Source organism: Pseudomonas sp. PDM32 (assembly GCF_019219225.1).
GTDB classification, from domain to species: domain Bacteria; phylum Pseudomonadota; class Gammaproteobacteria; order Pseudomonadales; family Pseudomonadaceae; genus Aquipseudomonas; species Aquipseudomonas laurylsulfatiphila.
The window spans coordinates 1-16,706 of sequence record NZ_JAHUWE010000022.1 but is presented as its reverse complement, the minus strand read 5'-3'; the positions used below and the strand labels follow the sequence as shown (position 1 = coordinate 16,706).

General features: G+C 61.4%; 14 protein-coding genes. 5 read left to right on the top strand and 9 right to left on the bottom strand.

Translation table 11 applies throughout. From position 1 onward, the window contains the following. Positions 1 to 23: 23 nt before the first annotated feature. Complete coding sequence (gene cynS, locus KW846_RS29100; protein ID WP_007971791.1) at positions 24 to 491, bottom strand: cyanase; 468 nt, start codon at positions 489 to 491, stop codon at positions 24 to 26. Between the two features lie 123 nt (positions 492 to 614). On the opposite strand from cynS, the gene cynR reads away from it, so the two are divergent. Beyond that, positions 615 to 1,496 carry a transcriptional regulator CynR gene (gene cynR / locus KW846_RS29095; protein WP_218486386.1) on the top strand — a complete coding sequence of 294 codons (882 nt, stop codon included), beginning with the start codon at positions 615 to 617 and terminating at the stop codon, positions 1,494 to 1,496. Positions 1,497 to 1,686: 190 nt separating this feature from the next. Here the strand turns inward: cynR and KW846_RS29090 are convergent, their stop codons facing one another. From KW846_RS29090 to KW846_RS29080, 3 genes are all read right to left on the bottom strand, one after another. Next, entirely contained in the window at positions 1,687 to 2,016 is a 330-nt protein-coding gene (locus KW846_RS29090) for a hypothetical protein (RefSeq protein WP_033047536.1), read from the bottom strand. A 523-nt stretch (positions 2,017 to 2,539) separates the two neighbouring features. Further along, entirely contained in the window at positions 2,540 to 3,043 is a 504-nt protein-coding gene (locus KW846_RS29085) for a GNAT family N-acetyltransferase (protein WP_218486385.1), read from the bottom strand. 189 nt (positions 3,044 to 3,232) lie between these two features. Then, positions 3,233 to 5,185, bottom strand: a complete 1,953-nt coding sequence (locus KW846_RS29080; RefSeq protein WP_256356909.1) for a DNA topoisomerase III — start codon at positions 5,183 to 5,185, stop codon at positions 3,233 to 3,235. A gap of 258 nt (positions 5,186 to 5,443) precedes the next feature. On the opposite strand from KW846_RS29080, the gene KW846_RS29075 reads away from it, so the two are divergent. Then, on the top strand, positions 5,444 to 5,812 hold the full coding sequence (locus KW846_RS29075; RefSeq protein WP_218486383.1) for a DUF427 domain-containing protein: 369 nt from the start codon (positions 5,444 to 5,446) through the stop codon (positions 5,810 to 5,812). 54 nt (positions 5,813 to 5,866) lie between these two features. On the opposite strand, the gene KW846_RS29070 is transcribed toward KW846_RS29075, so the two are convergent. Both KW846_RS29070 and KW846_RS29065 read right to left on the bottom strand, forming a co-directional pair. After that, a complete protein-coding gene (locus tag KW846_RS29070) occupies positions 5,867 to 7,489 on the bottom strand; it encodes an MFS transporter (RefSeq protein ID WP_218486382.1) in 1,623 nt (540 codons plus the stop codon). Between the two features lie 208 nt (positions 7,490 to 7,697). Then, entirely contained in the window at positions 7,698 to 9,344 is a 1,647-nt protein-coding gene (locus KW846_RS29065; RefSeq protein ID WP_218486381.1) for a GMC family oxidoreductase, read from the bottom strand. Positions 9,345 to 9,476: 132 nt separating this feature from the next. Here KW846_RS29065 and KW846_RS29060 point away from each other — a divergent pair, with 132 nt between their 5' ends. After that, positions 9,477 to 10,367 carry a LysR family transcriptional regulator gene (locus KW846_RS29060; RefSeq protein ID WP_007971778.1) on the top strand — a complete coding sequence of 297 codons (891 nt, stop codon included), beginning with the start codon at positions 9,477 to 9,479 and terminating at the stop codon, positions 10,365 to 10,367. A gap of 106 nt (positions 10,368 to 10,473) precedes the next feature. Here KW846_RS29060 and KW846_RS29055 read toward each other — a convergent pair whose 3' ends face one another. The 3 genes from KW846_RS29055 to KW846_RS29045 all read right to left on the bottom strand — a co-directional run bounded on the left by KW846_RS29055 (position 10,474) and on the right by KW846_RS29045 (position 14,425). Next, entirely contained in the window at positions 10,474 to 11,571 is a 1,098-nt protein-coding gene (locus KW846_RS29055; RefSeq protein ID WP_218486380.1) for a DNA alkylation repair protein, read from the bottom strand. Positions 11,572 to 11,711: 140 nt separating this feature from the next. After that, positions 11,712 to 13,520, bottom strand: a complete 1,809-nt coding sequence (locus KW846_RS29050; protein WP_218486379.1) for a monovalent cation:proton antiporter-2 (CPA2) family protein — start codon at positions 13,518 to 13,520, stop codon at positions 11,712 to 11,714. A gap of 239 nt (positions 13,521 to 13,759) precedes the next feature. After that, positions 13,760 to 14,425 (bottom strand): response regulator transcription factor, encoded by a 666-nt coding sequence (locus KW846_RS29045; RefSeq protein WP_218486378.1) that lies wholly within the window; start codon positions 14,423 to 14,425, stop codon positions 13,760 to 13,762. A 202-nt stretch (positions 14,426 to 14,627) separates the two neighbouring features. Between KW846_RS29045 and KW846_RS29040 the strand changes: the two genes are divergently transcribed. Further along, on the top strand, positions 14,628 to 14,915 hold the full coding sequence (locus KW846_RS29040; RefSeq protein WP_218486377.1) for a PilZ domain-containing protein: 288 nt from the start codon (positions 14,628 to 14,630) through the stop codon (positions 14,913 to 14,915). 89 nt (positions 14,916 to 15,004) lie between these two features. Continuing rightward, a partial coding sequence (locus KW846_RS29035) for a VCBS domain-containing protein (protein WP_218486376.1) occupies positions 15,005 to 16,706 on the top strand: 1,702 nt, incomplete at its 3' end.

Here is a 16,706-nt window from a genome sequence, read left to right as displayed (position 1 = left end):
GGAGCGTACGGGCCGGTATCAACTTAGAAAGGACGCAGTGGCAGGAACTTGCCGTCGAGGGTGATGACGGCGCGGGAGCCGCCTTCCGGATCTTCGACTTTCTTCATGTCGAGCTTGAAGTTGATCGCGCTGATGATGCCGTCACCGAACTGCTCATGGACCAGGGCTTTGAGGGTGGTGCCGTAGATCTGGATCATTTCGTAGAAGCGGTAGATGGTCGGGTCGGTCGGCACACCCGAAAGGCTGCCGCGCAGCGGGATGATCTGCAACCGGGCCACGGCGTCGGCGTCCAGTTCGAGTTTGTCGCCGACCACTTTGGCGGCGCTTTCCGGCAGCGGGTGCTGACCGAGCAGGGCGGCGGTGACGTAGGCCAGGCTCAAGCCGGTGCCATCGGCGAGGTCCTGCCACGACAGGTTCTTGCGCGCCTTGGCATCAAGGACAGAAGTGGTCAGGGCCAGGCTTGGGTCGTTGTAGGCGTGGGACTGTTGCATGGTGATTCTCCTATCGGGAGTGGCGTTGCTTCGGTGTGGGGCCATCTTCTGCCGATCCATCCATAGCGTCCAAGACCGATGTACAATGCAACGCATAAGCACTGCCTATAGATGGAGAGTCCGATGTTGCTTCGCCATTTGCGTTACCTGCTGGCGGTGGCCGACCAGGGCGGTTTCACCCGCGCCGCCGAAGTGTTGCATGTGTCCCAGCCGACCTTGTCGCAGCAGATCCGCCAACTGGAGGAATCACTGGGGGTGAGCCTGTTCGACCGCACCTCGCGCACGGTCAGGCCCACCGATGCCGGCCAGGCTTACATTGAATGCGCGCGGCGGGTGCTGGTGGAGCTGGAGGCGGGCAGGCGTGCGTTGCATGACGTGAAGGATTTGTCTCGTGGCACCTTGCGCCTGGCCATGACGCCGACCTTCATGGCTTATCTGGTCGGGCCGTTGGTGCGTGACTACGTGGCGCGCTACCCGAACATCCACCTGGAGATCTTCGAGTTGTCGATGGACGGGATCGAAGCCGGGCTGGCGGATGATTCGCTGGACATCGCGATTGCGTTCGATCAGGTGCGTAGCACCGACATCGAATCGATCCCGGCGTTTACCGAGACCCTGGGGTTGATGGTCGGGCGCGATCACCCGCTTTACGAGCATCAGGACGCGTTGTCCGCGCAAGAGGTGGCTCAAATGGAGTTTGCGCTGTTGACCCCGGACTACATCACCCGCACCTGCATCGATGAGTTTTTCGCCAAGGCGCAGATCACGCCCAAAGTGGTGATTGAAGTGAACTCGGTCAACACGCTGCTGGAAGTCATCCGGCATTCCGCCATTGCCACTATCCTGCCGGAACCTATCGCCACGCAGGATCGGGTATTGCGCAAGCTATCCATGCAGGGGGCAGCGCCAGAACGCGGGGCTGCGTTGCTGCGGCGCAAGAACAACTACCACAGTGCGGCGTCGGTGGCGTTTATGGATCTGGTGTTGGGGACCGATTTCTCATAACCACTACAAAACCCTGTGGGAGCGGGCTTGCTCGCGAAGGCGGTGTGTCAGATTACAATATTTCAACTGACACGCCGCCTTCGCGAGCAAGCCCGCTCCCACAGTTGATCTTCGTTCAGGCATAAAAAAAGGCCTGCTCCTTAATGGGAGCAGGCCCTGTTTTTCAATAAGTCAGTGACGACTCATTCAATTAGTAGAACCGGTCAATCACCCGAACTTCGTTCTGATTCTGCATCGAGGCCCAGGCCTGTTTCAGGGTTTGCAGAACATTACCGATGAAGTCCTTGTCGGCCGCGGCCTTCTTGCCGACATAGCCCTGGCCGCGACGGTACATCTTCAGTCGGGCCAGCAGGTTCTGGTTGTTCTGGTCGAACTCTGCTTCATGAGCGTGCGGCGACAGGGGGTCGATATGAACCTGGCCACACTTGCTGATCCAGAGAATATGGCTGTCGTGGCTGTCTTTCTTTGCAGCGAACATACGAGCCAGTTCATCGATAGTTGGTTGATTGTTCAGATTCATCATAAAGCCCCTTGACCAATTGGTGATCTTTCAAAGTTGATTCGCTAATACAGGTAGCCCATCGGTTAGTTGATCCCTGGCACCGAAACCAGGACGTCAGCGTTCGACCGCCTTATCGGGCGGGGTCCTGCGTCTGTTGCATGTAGTCGTGTTGAATAACTGCTACGCAATAGCGTCACAACGAAGAGAAGCGGCGAAAACCTTAAGGCCACTGCCGACATTTTCAGGGTCGGCCACAAGCATCATGAGGATTGCTCGCCAAGACTTCTCGCCCTTGTACTGGACGTTCAGGCCAGGTCAGCTTCTTCAATCTGCCTTGTGGGCAGCGTGTATCCGGGAAAAACAGCTCGGCGGTCAGACGAGCTTGCTCAAACGTGTTGCCTGTACTCCCGATCGGGGAGACGTCTGCATCATGCAAGGGCAAAACGGAGGCGTCAACGGTTTTGTAGTGATTATTTTCAGTCACTACATATTGTCGGACAAAGCTGTTCGGAATTAGCGGTGGGAGGCGAGGGTGTGTCGGTCAGGACGACAAAGGCGGACACTCAAAGCGGTAAAAAGTGCAGGGATGACCGTCTACCCGCTGCTGATGCAAGGTGAGCCCGCCAACGCCGAGCCCCGGCATCACGGTCGCCCAGAACAGGCGTGCCGGCTGATTCGCCTCGAGATGGAAAATCTGCCATTGACCGGGTAATTGGCTCAAGAGGGTGGAAACGACAAATCGCGCGACACCCCGGCCACGAAAGCGTCGACTGACAAACAGATAGCCGATGTTGTAGTCGGCACCGGCGAGATGAGTCCGGTTATCCACGGTCACGAAGCCGGCCAGTTCCCCGTCGACCTTGATCAGGAAAGGGCGGGTGGCCGGGTGTCGCCAGTACTCCGGCATGTGCAGGATGTTGAAGAATCCGGATTCACCCAGCTTTAGCGGCAGCCATTCGCTGAAGTCGTAGGTGTAGAACTGCATCAGGTTTTCGATGGTTTCCAGTTCGTCGCGTTGGGCGGCGTGCAGTGCTATCGAAGACATACGGGGGTGGCTCCTGACCGGCCAAGGGACACCATTGATTATGGTCGGCGTCGCACGATCCGTGGCGAGGGAGCTTGCTCCCGCTGGACCGGTCCGCGTTTGGGCGCAGCAGACCCATTCATTTTGTTAGGGAATGGGGCCGCTCTGCGGCCCAGCGGGAGCAAGCTCCCTCGCCACAAGGGCTCAGTGTCAGGTCTGCGTTTTGCTTGCCGGTTTTGCCCTGCGCTTGGTGCCGCTCGCGGATTTGCGCGCGGTGCCTTTGCGCTTTTTCCTCCAGGGGGCTGCGGCGGATCCGCTGGGCGGCGGACCGCTGATGGTCAGGCTAAGTCCGGCGCAACGGCTGACCTGCTTGCTCATCCACGCCGCCTGTTTGGTGACGAACTCCTCAAGGCTCATTTCCCCGCTTTGCACCATGTCCAGGGCCTGTTCCCAGATCGCCGTGGTGCCCGGGTCAGCGATGGCTCGCGGCACGGCGTCGATCAGGCTGAACGCGGCTGGCGTGGCGGCCAGGGCCTTGCCGTTCTTGACCAGATAGCCACGATCGAGCAGGCCCTGGATGATCGACGCGCGGGTCGCTTCGGTGCCGATGCCGGTGGTGTCCTTGAGCTTTTGCTTGAGCAGCGGGTCTTCCACCAGTTTGGCGACGTTCTTCATGGCCTTGATCAGATCGCCTTCGGTGAACGGCTTCGGCGGTTGCGTCCAGAGGTCCTTGAGTTGCACGCCGGCCACTGCGCATTCGATGCCTTCGGCCAGGTTGGGCAGTGTCTGTGGCGCTGGAGCTTCGCGTCCCTTGGTCGCAGCCAGTGCCTCGGGCAGGGCGCGCTTCCAGCCCGGCTCGATGATCTGCTTGCCGACAGCGCGCAAGGCTTGGCCTGCGCAATCGAAGTCGGCCTGGGTGCGGTCGTATTCGTGATTGGGCAGGAACTGCGCCAGATACCGCGCGCGGATCAGCGTGTAGACCGCGCGCTGCTTGCCTGCCAGCTTCTCGAGGTTCTTCGCCGCCGCGGTGGGGATGATGCCGTGGTGAGCGCTGACCTTGGCATCATTCCAGGCCCGTGAGCGCCGTTGCGGGTCAAGGTGATCGTGCAAGGCGTTCAGCGCCGGGTCGGCCTGGCGCAGCGCCGCCAGAATGGCCGGTGCCTCGCTGTGCTGACTGAGGGGCAAGTAGCCGCAATCGCTGCGCGGATAGGTGATGACTTTGTAGGTTTCGTACAGCGCCTGGGCGATGTCGAGGGTTTCCTGGGCACCGAGGCCGAGTTTCTTTGAACAGACCTCCTGCAGGGTGCCCAGGTCGAACGGCAGCGGGGCCACTTCGCGCATCCGTTCGGTGCGCAACTTGATCACCCGCGCACTGGCAGCGCCGCGCATGGCGTCTGCCGCTTGTTGGGCCAGCGCCTGATTCAGGCAACGGTCCTGATCGTCGCAAACCTCGGATGCCGCGCGCCATTGCGCGGTGAACGCGGTGCCGTTGTGCAGCAGTTGCACATCGATCGCCCAATAGGGGGCGGGCACAAAGTCGGCGATGCTGCGATCGCGATCCACCACCAGGCGCAAGGTCGGCGTTTGCACCCGGCCCACCGGCAGCACGCCTTGATAGCCGGACTGGCGCCCCAGCAAGGTGAACAGCCGGCTCATGTTCATGCCGATCAGCCAGTCGGCCCGGGAGCGCCCCAGGGCCGAGTGATAGAGGCTGAATGTCTCGTTGCCCGGTTTCAGTGCCGCGAGGGCCTTGCGGATGGATGCATCGTCCAGGGCCGACAACCAGAGGCGGCGGATCGGCCCGCGATAGCGGCAATGCTCCACCAGTTCCCGGGCGATCATCTCGCCCTCACGGTCGGCGTCCGTGGCAATGATCAGTTCGCTCGCCTCACCGAGCAGGCGCTTGACCGCCTTGTACTGGCTGGCGGTGCGCGGCTTGACGGTCATTTTCCACTTTTCGGGAATGATCGGCAGGTCGGCCAGCACCCAGCGCTTGTAGCGCGCGTCGTAGGCATCCGGCGGCGCGGTTTCCAGCAGGTGGCCGATGCACCAGGTCACCGTGACATCCGTTCCAAGCCAACAGCCATCGCCCCGGCGCCGGGCGCCGAGGACTGCCGCAATGTCTTTGGCCTGGGAAGGTTTTTCACAGAGGTACAGCCGCATAACCACCATCGTCGATCTATGTGTCAGGGGTGCACAGAATGGCGCTTGATGGACGATGGAGCAATCTTTATCTGTATGGATGTACAGCCTGATGTGTAGCTCCCGTTCGGCTGCGAAGCCGTCGCGAGGGTAAAACTTGGGTTATACCTGATAAACCGTGGTCTCAGGTTTTGGGGCTGCTGCGCAGCCCATCGCGGGCAAGCCACGCTCCCACATCATCGATTTGCAGGTCCATCACCGTCATGAGGAACGTATTCCATGAAAAGCTCCGGTCCTAGTCCTGTCATTACCATCGCCGAGCAGCCTGGCTGTCTGCTGGTGAGGTTCCACGGCATTCAGGTCGCCGCTTCGGCTCGCGCGCTGGTGTTGCTGGAAGCCAACTACCCGCCGGTGTACTACGTGCCGCGGGAGGATATCGACGAGAAATATTTCGCCCGTACCGACCACACCAGCTATTGCCCGTACAAGGGCGATGCGAGTTATTTCAGTCTGCAGGTGCCGGGGCATGAGAGTGCCAATGCGGTGTGGAGTTACGAGGATCCCAAGATATCGGTGCAGCAGATACGCGAATACGTGGCGTTCTACCCGGATCAGGTGAAGTTCGAGTTGCTTGACGCCGAGGTCTGATCGGGGTTGATCGCCGCGACGAGGGAGCCAGCTCCCTCGTCGGCAGGCATGACCTCAGTTCTTGTCGAGGTCGACGTTACGCGTCTCACGCAGGCATATCATCCCCACCACCAGGCTCACCCCGGTGATCACCACCGGATACCACAGCCCGTAGAAGATGTCCCCGGTGTACACCACCAGCGCGAACGACACCGTCGGCAGGAAACCGCCGAACCAGCCGTTGCCGATGTGGTAGGGCAGGGACATCGAGGTATAGCGGATGCGGGTCGGGAACAGTTCGACCATCAACGCCGCCAACGGGCCGTAGCACATGGCCGAGATGATGATCAGCGCGACGATCAGCGCCACGATCATCGGTTTGTTGATCTGTTGCATGTCCGCCTGTTGCGGGTAGCCGGCGAGGGTCACGGCACCGCGCAAGGCGGCTTCGTCGAAACCATCGATCTTCACGTCGCCGACGCTCACCTGCACGCCACTGCCGGCCGGGGCCGCTGCGCTCTGGTACGGCAGGCCCTGCTTGACCAGGAAGGTCTTGACCTTGTCGCAGGGACTGTCGAATTTCGCCTTGCCCACCGGGTCGAACTGGAAGGTGCAGGTGGCCGGGTCGGCCATCACGGTGATCGGTGCCTGGCGGCTGGCCTGGTCGATGGCCGGGTTGGCGTAGTGGGCCAGGGTCTTGAAGATCGGGAAGTACAGCGCGGTGGCCAGCAGCAGGCCGATCATCAGCACCGGTTTGCGTCCGACCTTGTCCGACAGCCAGCCAAAGAAAATGAAGAAGGGGGCGCCAATGGTCACGCTGACAATCAGCAAGCCGTTGGCCACGGCCGGGTCCATTTTCAGGAACTGGGTGAGGAAGAACAGCACATAGAATTGCGCGGCGTAGAAGGTCACCGCTTGCCCGGCATTGATGCTGAACAGCGCGATCAACACCACCTTGAGGTTTTCCCATTTGCCGAAGGAGTCGCGAATCGGCTGTTTGCACAGCTTGCCTTCCTCTTTCATTTTCACGAAGGCCGGCGACTCGTGCAGGCTCAGGCGAATCCAGGTGGAGATGCCCAGCAGCACGATGGAAAACAGGAACGGAATGCGCCAGCCCCAGACTTCGAACTGGTCGCCGGTGAAGTAGCGGCAGCCCAGCACCACCAGCAGCGAGAGCAGCAGGCCCAGGGTCGCGGTGGATTGAATCCAGCTGGTGTGGAAGCCGCGCTTGCCGATGGGCGCGTGCTCGGCGACATAGGTCGCGGCGCCACCGTATTCACCGCCCAGGGCCAGGCCCTGGAGCATGCGCAGCATCACCAGGATGATCGGCGCGGCGATGCCGATGCTGGCGTAGGTCGGCAGCAGCCCGACACAGAACGTCGCCAGGCCCATGAGGATGATGGTGGCGAGGAAGGTGTACTTGCGCCCGATCATGTCCCCCAACCGACCGAACACCAGCGCGCCGAAAGGCCGCACGATGAAGCCGGCGGCGAAGGCCATCAGCGCGAAGATGAACGCCGTGGTGTCGTTGACCCCGGCGAAGAACTGTTTGCTGATGACCGCCGCGAGGGCGCCATAGAGGAAAAAGTCGTACCACTCGAAGACGGTCCCGAGGGACGAGGCGAAGATGACTTTCTGGGTTTCCTGGCTGGTGCCCGCGCTGCGCACGGCTTCCAGGGGCTGAACGTGTTCTGACATACCGGTATCCCTCACAGTGATTGTTTTTGTTGTTCCACTGTCGGCGCCGGCCTTGTGGGCGGGTGCCGCTACTGTCCATGCATCGGGTTTGCTTATGTACTCGTTCGTTGAATGGCCGGTGTAGGAGCTGCCGAAGGCTGCGATCTTTTAAGAGCAAGATCAAAAGATCGCAGCCTTCGGCAGCTCCTACGGGGACCGTGTGTGGTTTTCAGGCGTTGGTGGGTATCTCCTTTTCCGGGGCAAAGGTCCTTGTTTCGGGGTTGAGGATCAGTTGAGCCGCTTTCTCTGCAATCATCAGCGTCGGCGAGCAGGTGTTGCCTGAGGTGATGCGCGGCATGATCGAGGCATCGGCGATGCGCAGGCCGGGGATGCCATGGACCTTGAGTTGCGCATCGACCACGGCCTCGGCGTCGTTGCCCATGCGGCAGGTGCCCACGGGGTGGAAAATCGTGGTGCCGATGCGCGCGGCGGCTTCGTGCAGTTGTTCCTCGCTTTGCAGGCTGGCGCCGGGCAGGTATTCCACCGGATTGAAGGCGCGCAGGGCCGGCGCGGCGACGATGCGCCGGGTCAGGCGAATGGCGTCGGCGGCGACCCGCAGGTCTTCCGGGTGGCTGAGGTAATTGGGCTGGATCAGCGGTGCTTGTTGCGGGTCAGCCGAGCGGATATCCACCCGGCCACGGCTTTGCGGGCGTAGATCGCAGACCGATGCGGTGAACGCCGGGAACGCATGCAGTGGTTCGCCGAAACGCTCCAGCGACAGCGGCTGCACGTGGTATTCGAGGTTGGCTGAAGTCTGTTCCGGCCCCGAGCGAGCGAAGGCGCCCAACTGGCTCGGCGCCATGGACAGCGGGCCGCTGCGGTCATACAGGTAGCGCAGGCCCATGCCCAGCTTGCCCCACAGGCTGCCGGCCATCTGGTTCAGGGTGCGGGCATTTTCCAGCTGGTAGATCAGCCGCAGTTGCAGGTGATCCTGCAGGTTGCCACCGACACCGGGCAGTTCATGGGCGACGCCAATGCCCAGCCGTTCCAGCAGTGGGCGCGGGCCGATGCCGGAGCGTTGCAGGATGCCTGGCGACCCGACCGAGCCGGCACAGAGGACGATTTCCTTGCGCGCCTTGAAGGTCTTCACCGCGCCTTGCCAGCGGGCGCTGACGGCAGAGGCGCGGCCATTGTCCAGCAGCACGCGGTCGACTTCGACCCCGGTCAGTACGGTGAGATTGGAGCGTTGGCGAATCGGCTTGAGAAACGCCTTGGCCGCGTTCCAGCGGATGCCGGCTTTCTGATTGACCTGGAAATACCCGCAACCTTCGTTGTCACCCTGGTTGAAGTCATCGATGCTGGCGATGCCGCTTTGTTCGGCGGCGCTGCGGAAGGCGTCGAGAATCGGCCATGACAGGCGCTGGCGTTCGACTCGCCATTCGCCTGCGGCGCCGTGAAATTCGGCGGCGCCGGCGAAGTGGTTTTCGCTCTGCTTGAACAGCGGCAACACGTCTTGCCAGCTCCAGCCGGGGTTGCCTTCGGCGGCCCAGCGGTCGTAGTCACTGGCCTGGCCGCGCATGTAGATCATGCCGTTGATGGAGGAGCAGCCGCCCAGTACCTTGCCTCGCGGATAGCTCAGGGCGCGACCTTGCAGGCCCGGTTGCGCTTCGGTCTTGAAGCACCAGTCGGTGCGCGGGTTGCCGATGCAGTACAGGTAACCCACAGGGATGTGAATCCACGCATAGTTGTCGCGGCCGCCGGCTTCGAGCAATAACACGCGATGCTGAGGGTTGGCCGACAGTCGATTGGCCAGCAGACACCCGGCCGGCCCGGCTCCGACCACGATGTAATCGTATTCATCAAGGGAAGCCTGCATCCCTGACCTCGTTTTGTTGTTCTTGTTGTCTGTCATCCTAGTTGTTAGCTTTCGTCAAAAGAATGTTAGTTTTTGCGCAGCCGCTGTGCGTTTTTAAACAGCATCCCGAACGGCAACGAACAAGGACGCTTCATGTTCGACTGGAATGACCTGCGGTTTTTTCTCGAGTTGCAGCGCAGCGGGCGTTTGCTCACGGCTGCCCGGCGCTTGAACACCACCCATGCCACCGTGGCGCGACACATCGAGGCCATCGAAAAGAGCCTGGGTACGGCATTGTTCGTTCAGCATGCCCAGGGTTATGAGATGACCCCGGCGGGCGAGGCGTTGCTTAAACACGCCGAGGCGATGGAGAACGTGGCGCTGCTGGCCCAGGAGGAAATCACCCAATCCACCGCGCCCCTGGGCAAGATCCGCGTCGGGGTGACCGAAGGCCTGGGCATCATGTTCCTGGCCAGTCGCATGAACGGCTTGTTCGAACGCTATCCGGGGCTGGAAGTGGAGCTGGTGGCGGTGCCGCGGTTTGTCAGCATCCTCAACCGCGAGGCGGAAATCAGCATCCACCTCGAACGCCCGGCCGCCGATATGCTGGTCACCCGCAAACTCACGGACTATCGCCTGGCGTTGTATGCCAGCCAGGAGTATCTCGACCGGTCACCGCCGTTGCGCAGTCGCGAGGACCTGGGGCGTCATGCGTGGATCGGCTATGTCGACGACTTGCTGTTCAGCCAGGAACTGATGTTCCTCAACAGCTTCTGCCGCAACCCGCAGGTGGTGTTTCACAGCACGAGCGTGATCGCCCAGCAACAGGCTGCGCGCTCGGGTCTGGGGATCGCGGTGCTGCCGTGTTATATGGCCAGTGCCGATCCGGGACTGGTGCCGCTGTTGCCAGCCGAAAGCATCCAGCGCAGTTACTGGATCAGCACTCGCCGGGAGTTGCACAAGTCGGTGCGGCTGCGGGTGTTGTGGGATTATGTGGTGGAGTTGTGTGAGCGGGAGCAGGGGTTGTTGTTGGGCGGTGCCTGAACTGACGCCTTCGCGAGCAAGCCCGCTCCCACAGGGGGAACGCATTCCAATGTGGGAGCGGGCTTGCTCGCGAAGGCGTCGGTAGATTCACAATTGATCTAATGGTTTAAGCGAGAATCTCGAATGCGGTACTGGCCAACCGCTCTCCATTGACCATGACATGCACTGCATGGCGCCCCGCATAATGCCGGCGGGTGGTGAGTTCCTTGATGTGCTGCCCACGGCTGACGACTTCACTGGCGTTGCCGGGCAGTGTCAGTGCCTTTAGCTTGAAGACCTTCGCCGAGGTGCTGCCGTTGGCCTTGACGTAATCGATGGCGTAGTCGATCACCAGGCGCTGGCTGCTTTCTACCGTGGATCTGATGGCAAACGACAGGGTGATCTTTTCTCCCAGGCCAATCACCGGCGGTTCGACTTTCACATCGACGATCTCGACTTCAGGCTTGCCGCCCGCGCCGATGATCGCCAGTGCCCGCTGGTTGCCCTGTTTGATCAGGCTGCGCAGGGCGTGCCTGGCGATCCATGCGGTGTGCCGGTTGTCCAGCGACCAGCCTTCGATCAGGTCCAGCACCCAGCCTGGGTGGTCCTTGGTGATGTCGTTGAGGTGGTTGGCCACGGATTTGCGTACGTACAGGCTGGTGTCGGCCTTGAGGTTGTCGAGGATCTTCGCGGCGAGTGTCGGGTCGGCCTGGACGGGTTCCAGGCGGAATGACCAAGGCAGGCGTGGGCGGCAGCCTTCACTGGCCAGGCGTCGTACGTGTTCGTTGTCATCCAGTGACCAGTCGTGCATCAGCTTGAGCGAACGTTCGAGGTCGTTTCGCAGAAAGTGGCGGATCGCGAATTCCGAAGAGCCAAATGCGGTGAAGTACTTCAGCGCGTCCATCGACTGCTCGAACGCATGGGCGCCGTAGCGGGCGACGTAGTGCGGCAGGCACATGCTGACGAAACCGCTGTTCAGGCGCGGGGCGAGGGCGCGCAGCACCTGCAGCGATGCTTCATAGTCCAGCGGCAGCACTGCGTGCAGGCATTCGCTGACCCGGGCCATGCGCTGCATGACGCTGAGGTCTGCCAGGCCGGATTGGGCCAGCTTGAGGAATTTCTTGCGGTCAAAATCTGGGTACACCGCCGTCATTTCTGTGGCGATGTGCTTGAGGCGCTCGGCGTTGAAGATTTCCTTGAGGGCGGGGGCAGGTTGGTCAGCCATGGTGGTTCCTTGGTAGTTGTTGATCCGTCACACCGCGTTATCGTTCTTCGCGAGCAAGCCCGCTCCCACACTGGATCTTTGTCGCGCACAAGCTCTTCTGTGGGAGCGGGCTTGCTCGCGAAGGGGCCCTCAAGTCCGCCTCATTTCTTGCCCGCCTGCTCCTGCAATTGATCCGACTCGAACAACCTGGCCAGTTCCACCCGCGCTTCCTGCGCCGTCTGCATCACTTTCACCGCGTCGTCATACACCGCGTGCTGGGCTTCCAGCACCTCTTCGTCGTGCTGCTTGAAACGCTTGATCCGTGCATCGGCCTGGGCCTGGGTCAATCCCAGGCCGATCAGGGTTTGCCGGCTCATTTCCAGGCTGGAAAAAAAGGTCTCGCGCACAGCGTGAGCATCGACGTCCATCAGTCGGTGCACATGCTGACGGTTACGGGCGCGGGCGATGATTTTCATATGCGGATAGAGCTTGCGTACCAGCTCGGCGGTCTTGATGTTGGTGTCCGGGTCGTCGGTGGCGATCACAAAAAACTCGGCTTCGCCGACCTTGGCCGCGCTGAGGATTTCCGGGCGCATCGGGTCGCCGTAGAACACCGGCACGCCACCGAAGCTGCGGGACAGTTCGATGGTTTCCACCGAGGTGTCGAGGGCCACGAACTTGATGTTCTGCGCGCGCAAAATCCGCGCAACGATCTGGCCCATGCGGCCCATCCCGGCGATCACCACCCGCGGCGCGTCGGCGTCGATTTCGCGGAACTTCTCCGGCACTTCCACCGGTTGCACCTTCGGGCTGACCAGGCGTGCGCAAATCAGCAGCAATAGCGGCGTCACGGCCATGGACAGGGTGATGGTCAACACCAGCAAGTCATACAGCCCGGCGGCGAACAGCCCATGGTCGCGACCGATCTTGAACACCACAAAGGCAAATTCACCACCGGCCGCCAACACGATACCCAGGCGGATCGCACTGACGTTCTTCAACCCTCCGGCCAGGCGGCCGACAATAAACAGCAGCGGCAGTTTGATCGCGATCAGCAGCAGGGTCAGGCCCAGCACCGCGACCGGCGTGCTCAGCAACAGGCTCAGGTTCGCGCCCATGCCGACGCTGATGAAAAACAGCCCCAGCAGCAGGCCCTTGAACGGTTCGATCTGGGCTTCCAGTTCATGGCGATACTCGGAGTCTGCCAGCAGCAGGCCGGCGAGGAAGGCGCCAAGGGCCATGGAAATACCGACCAGCTCCATCAACCAGGCCGTGCCAATCACCACCAGCAACGCCGTGGCGGTGGAGACTTCCGGCAATGCGGTCTTGGTCACCACGCGGAACACCGGTCGCAGCAAATAACGCCCGCCGATCACCACCACGGCGATGCTGGCCAGCACTTGCAGGCCGTGGTTCAGGTTTTCGCTGGCGCTGGTGCTGTGATCGCCACCGGCCAGCAACGGCACCATGGCGATCAAGGGGATTGCGGCGATGTCCTGAAACAACAGGATCGCGAACGCCAGTCGCCCGTGAGGGCTGGTCAGTTCCTTGCGTTCAGCCAGGCTTTGCAGGCCGAACGCCGTGGACGACAGTGCCAGGCCCAGGCCGAGGACGATCGCGGTGTTCAACGGCTGGCCAAACAAATACAAAGCCACCACGCCAATCACCGTGCCGGTCAGCAGCACTTGCGCCAGGCCCACGCCGAACACTGATTTGCGCATCACCCACAAGCGTCGCGGCGACAGCTCCAGGCCGATGATGAACAGCAGCAGCACCACGCCGAGCTCGGAAATGTTCGCGACGCTTTGCGGGTTGTCGATCAACCCCAGCACCGACGGGCCGATGATCACCCCGGCAAACAGATAGCCCAGGACCGCCCCCAGCTGCAGGCGCTTGGCCAATGGAACGATGAGCACGGCCGCCATCAGGAACACGACAGCGGCTTGTAGCAGGTTGCCTTCATGGGGCATGGGCGAAACTCCAGGACTCGGGACAGCGGGGGGCGTCAAGGATAAGGTCGGGTTCTGTGAAGATCCACTGCGGTTGTGGTCTGTCATGTCGATTGATGGCGAATCTTGCCGGCCTCGCAGGAGATGGGAGGGGTAGATCGGGTTCTCGATAAATCCGGAAAGAATCGGCGAATGACCTGCGCTGGCGTTTCGGGACAAGGTCAGACAGCGGCAATACGCTCGGCGTGTTGCCGCTGTCCTCAGTCGCCTGTGGACAGCCCATGCTTGTGTGCGTAGGCGTACAGATCTACGCGGTTCGTCAGGCCCAGCTTGCTGTAGATCGATGTCAAATGATTGCGCAGTGTGTGCTCGCTGATGTGCAGCTTTTCGGCCACCAACTTGCCAGGCGCTGAGGGGTCGCGGGCCAGCGACGCAATGGTTTGCTGCTCGCGGCGCGTCAGCCTGGCGATTTTTTGTTGCTCCGGGTCTATATCGCGCTCGGCTTTATTGCGTGCCAGTTCCAGAAAGATACGGCTGGTCGCATTGCGGTCAATCCAGAGTTCGCCTTCATGCACTTTTTCTATGGCTTTGAGCAATGTTGATGCGGATGCCGAATCCCGCTTATCCACCACGCCACGTGCGCCCGCCAGCACCGCACTGTCATGCAGCGCCACGTCGCTCGACCCGGTCACGACCAGAATCCTGGCTTTGGTCTGGCTGTGCAAGTCGGCCAGCGACTCGATACAGCCCTCGCTGTCCAGGTCCAGCACTACCACATCCGGCGCGTATTGGTGCGGCGAAAGCAGGTATTGCGCCACCGACGCCACCGAACCCGCCAGCGCCAACCTTGGTCGAGCGCTTTCCACCAGACGCTCAAGGCCCCAGGCCACGAGCGGTAGAGCTACTAACAGGACTTGAATTGGCATGCGTGTCGCTGCCCCTTTAGGCGGGTTGTGTTAGCTGATCATGATAGCAATCGTTGCAGCCTGTAGCTTTTTCCATAGCGCTTGACTCCCCCCTCCCATGACATTTGTCCCGTAAAACACTGTTTTGATGGGTGATTGACTCCCAGAAAAAAGGGGATATCGCGCTCATGTAATAAACAGCGGTGGTTTTTAGACTGCCGACATGAAAGACACACTCCGCATTGAGCCCCGTGAACAAGTCACCCTGCAGCTGCAACTGATCGGCGGGGGCAACGGTGTCACCCGTGACATCAGCGCCTCAGGTTTGTATTTCGAAACCGATAGCGAGCAGCAGGTGGGTAGCTTGATTGACTTCGAGATCGAGCTCGACGCTCCCGGCGGCCCCATGAAGTTCAGGGCGCAAGGACAAATCGTGCGCATTGAGTCGCTGGGCGGCAGGGCCGGGGTGGGCGTGAAGCTACTGGCCAGCCGGCTGGTACCGGTGGAGTGAAGTGTTCGTGGGTTGAGGAAAAATCGGCTTGCGGCTGTTGGCGGCCCACAGCGGTTTTTTGCTCTGAGTGACATTCTTGGGAGAAAGACATGGCTAGCACCACCACTACCAGCGGCGGAACCGTTACCTCGTTTTCCAACACGCCGCAGGCGAAGGATGACGTCTTCACCACCACTGAAAATCTGCTGGGGGTCATGTATTGGGACGTCATGTCCAATGACCTCGGCGGCAACGCGAAGACACTCTGGTCGCTCGACAACGCGGACAGTCTTTCTACTGCCACCAAGGCTTATGCTCCGGCCGACCTCCTGGCCCAGGATACGGCGAGGGCTGAGGAGATGAGTTCTGACACCAGTTTGAATGGGGCCAGGATCTGGATCACCCCGGACGGTAAGGTCGGCTACGACGCCGCTACTTTCACCCCTGCTTTCAAGGCACAACTCCAGGCGCTTGCTGCTGGCGATGTCCTGACGGACAGCTTTACCTATGCGATGCGTCTGGGCAACGGCACGCTCAGTTGGGCCACCGCGACAGTGCAGTTCTCGGGCGTGAATGATGGTGTGACGATCAGCCTCGGCGCGCAGACCGGCACGGTGACCGAAGACGCCGACACCACCGCGAGTGCGACCGACTCGCTGACGGCCAGCGGCACGATTGTGTTCAACGACGTCGACCTGAGTGACACGCACATGGCGACGTTCGCACCGGCGGCGGGCAACGCTACTCATCTTGGTACGCTCGTGCTCTCGCCGGTAAGCGAAGCCGCGAACGCGGCCAACGGTTCGGTGCAATGGACGTACAACCTGAGCAATGGGGCGGCGCAGTACCTGGCCCAGGGACAGACAGTTACCGAAACCTACCTGGTCACTATCAGCGATGGTCATGGTTCGACGGTAACGCAGGATGTGACTATCACCATCACCGGCACCAATGACACGCCAACGGTGACGGCGGCAGAAATCGAAAGCGGTGCGGTGGCCGAAGACGGCACCACGGTGACCAGCGGCAGCTTCGCCTTCGGCGACGTGGACCTGGCCGATGACGCCCATGTGGCCAGCGTGAGCGCGCCATCCGGTGCGCTGGGCACGCTGGTGGCCACTGTGAGCGACGAGAGCACGGGCGACGCGGCGGGCAGCGTGGGCTGGACCTATACGCTGAACAACAGCGCGGCGCAGTACCTGGCCGAGGGCCAGACCAAGACCGAAGTGTTCACGGTGACGCTGACCGACGACTTCGGGGCGACGGTGACCAAGGCTGTGACGATCACCCTGACCGGCACCAACGACGCGCCCGTGCTCAGTTTCGCACCAGGTAATGATGTCGGCGCAGTGCAGGAAGACACCACGCTCAGCGTGACTGGCCAGTTCAGCTCGGCCGACATCGATCACGATGCCACGGCGACCTGGAGCATCAATGGCTCGCCAACCGGCACCTACGGCTCGATCGCCGTGGACAACAGCGGCCAGTGGACCTACACGCTGGCCAACGGCACCGATGGCGTTGCCAATGCGGTGCAGGCGCTGAAGGCGGGCGAGAGCCACAACGAAGTGTTCAGCGTACAGGTCAGCGATGGCCTGGGCGGCGTCGACACCCAGCAGGTGACGATCACTGTCACCGGCAGCAACGACGCGCCGGTGCTCAGCTTCGCGACCGGCAACGATGCCGGCGCGGTGCAGGAAGACACCACGCTCAGCGTGACTGGCCAGTTCAGCTCGGCCGACATCGATCACGATGCCACGGCGACCTGGAGCATCAATGGCTCGCCAACCGGCACCTACGGCTCGATCGCCG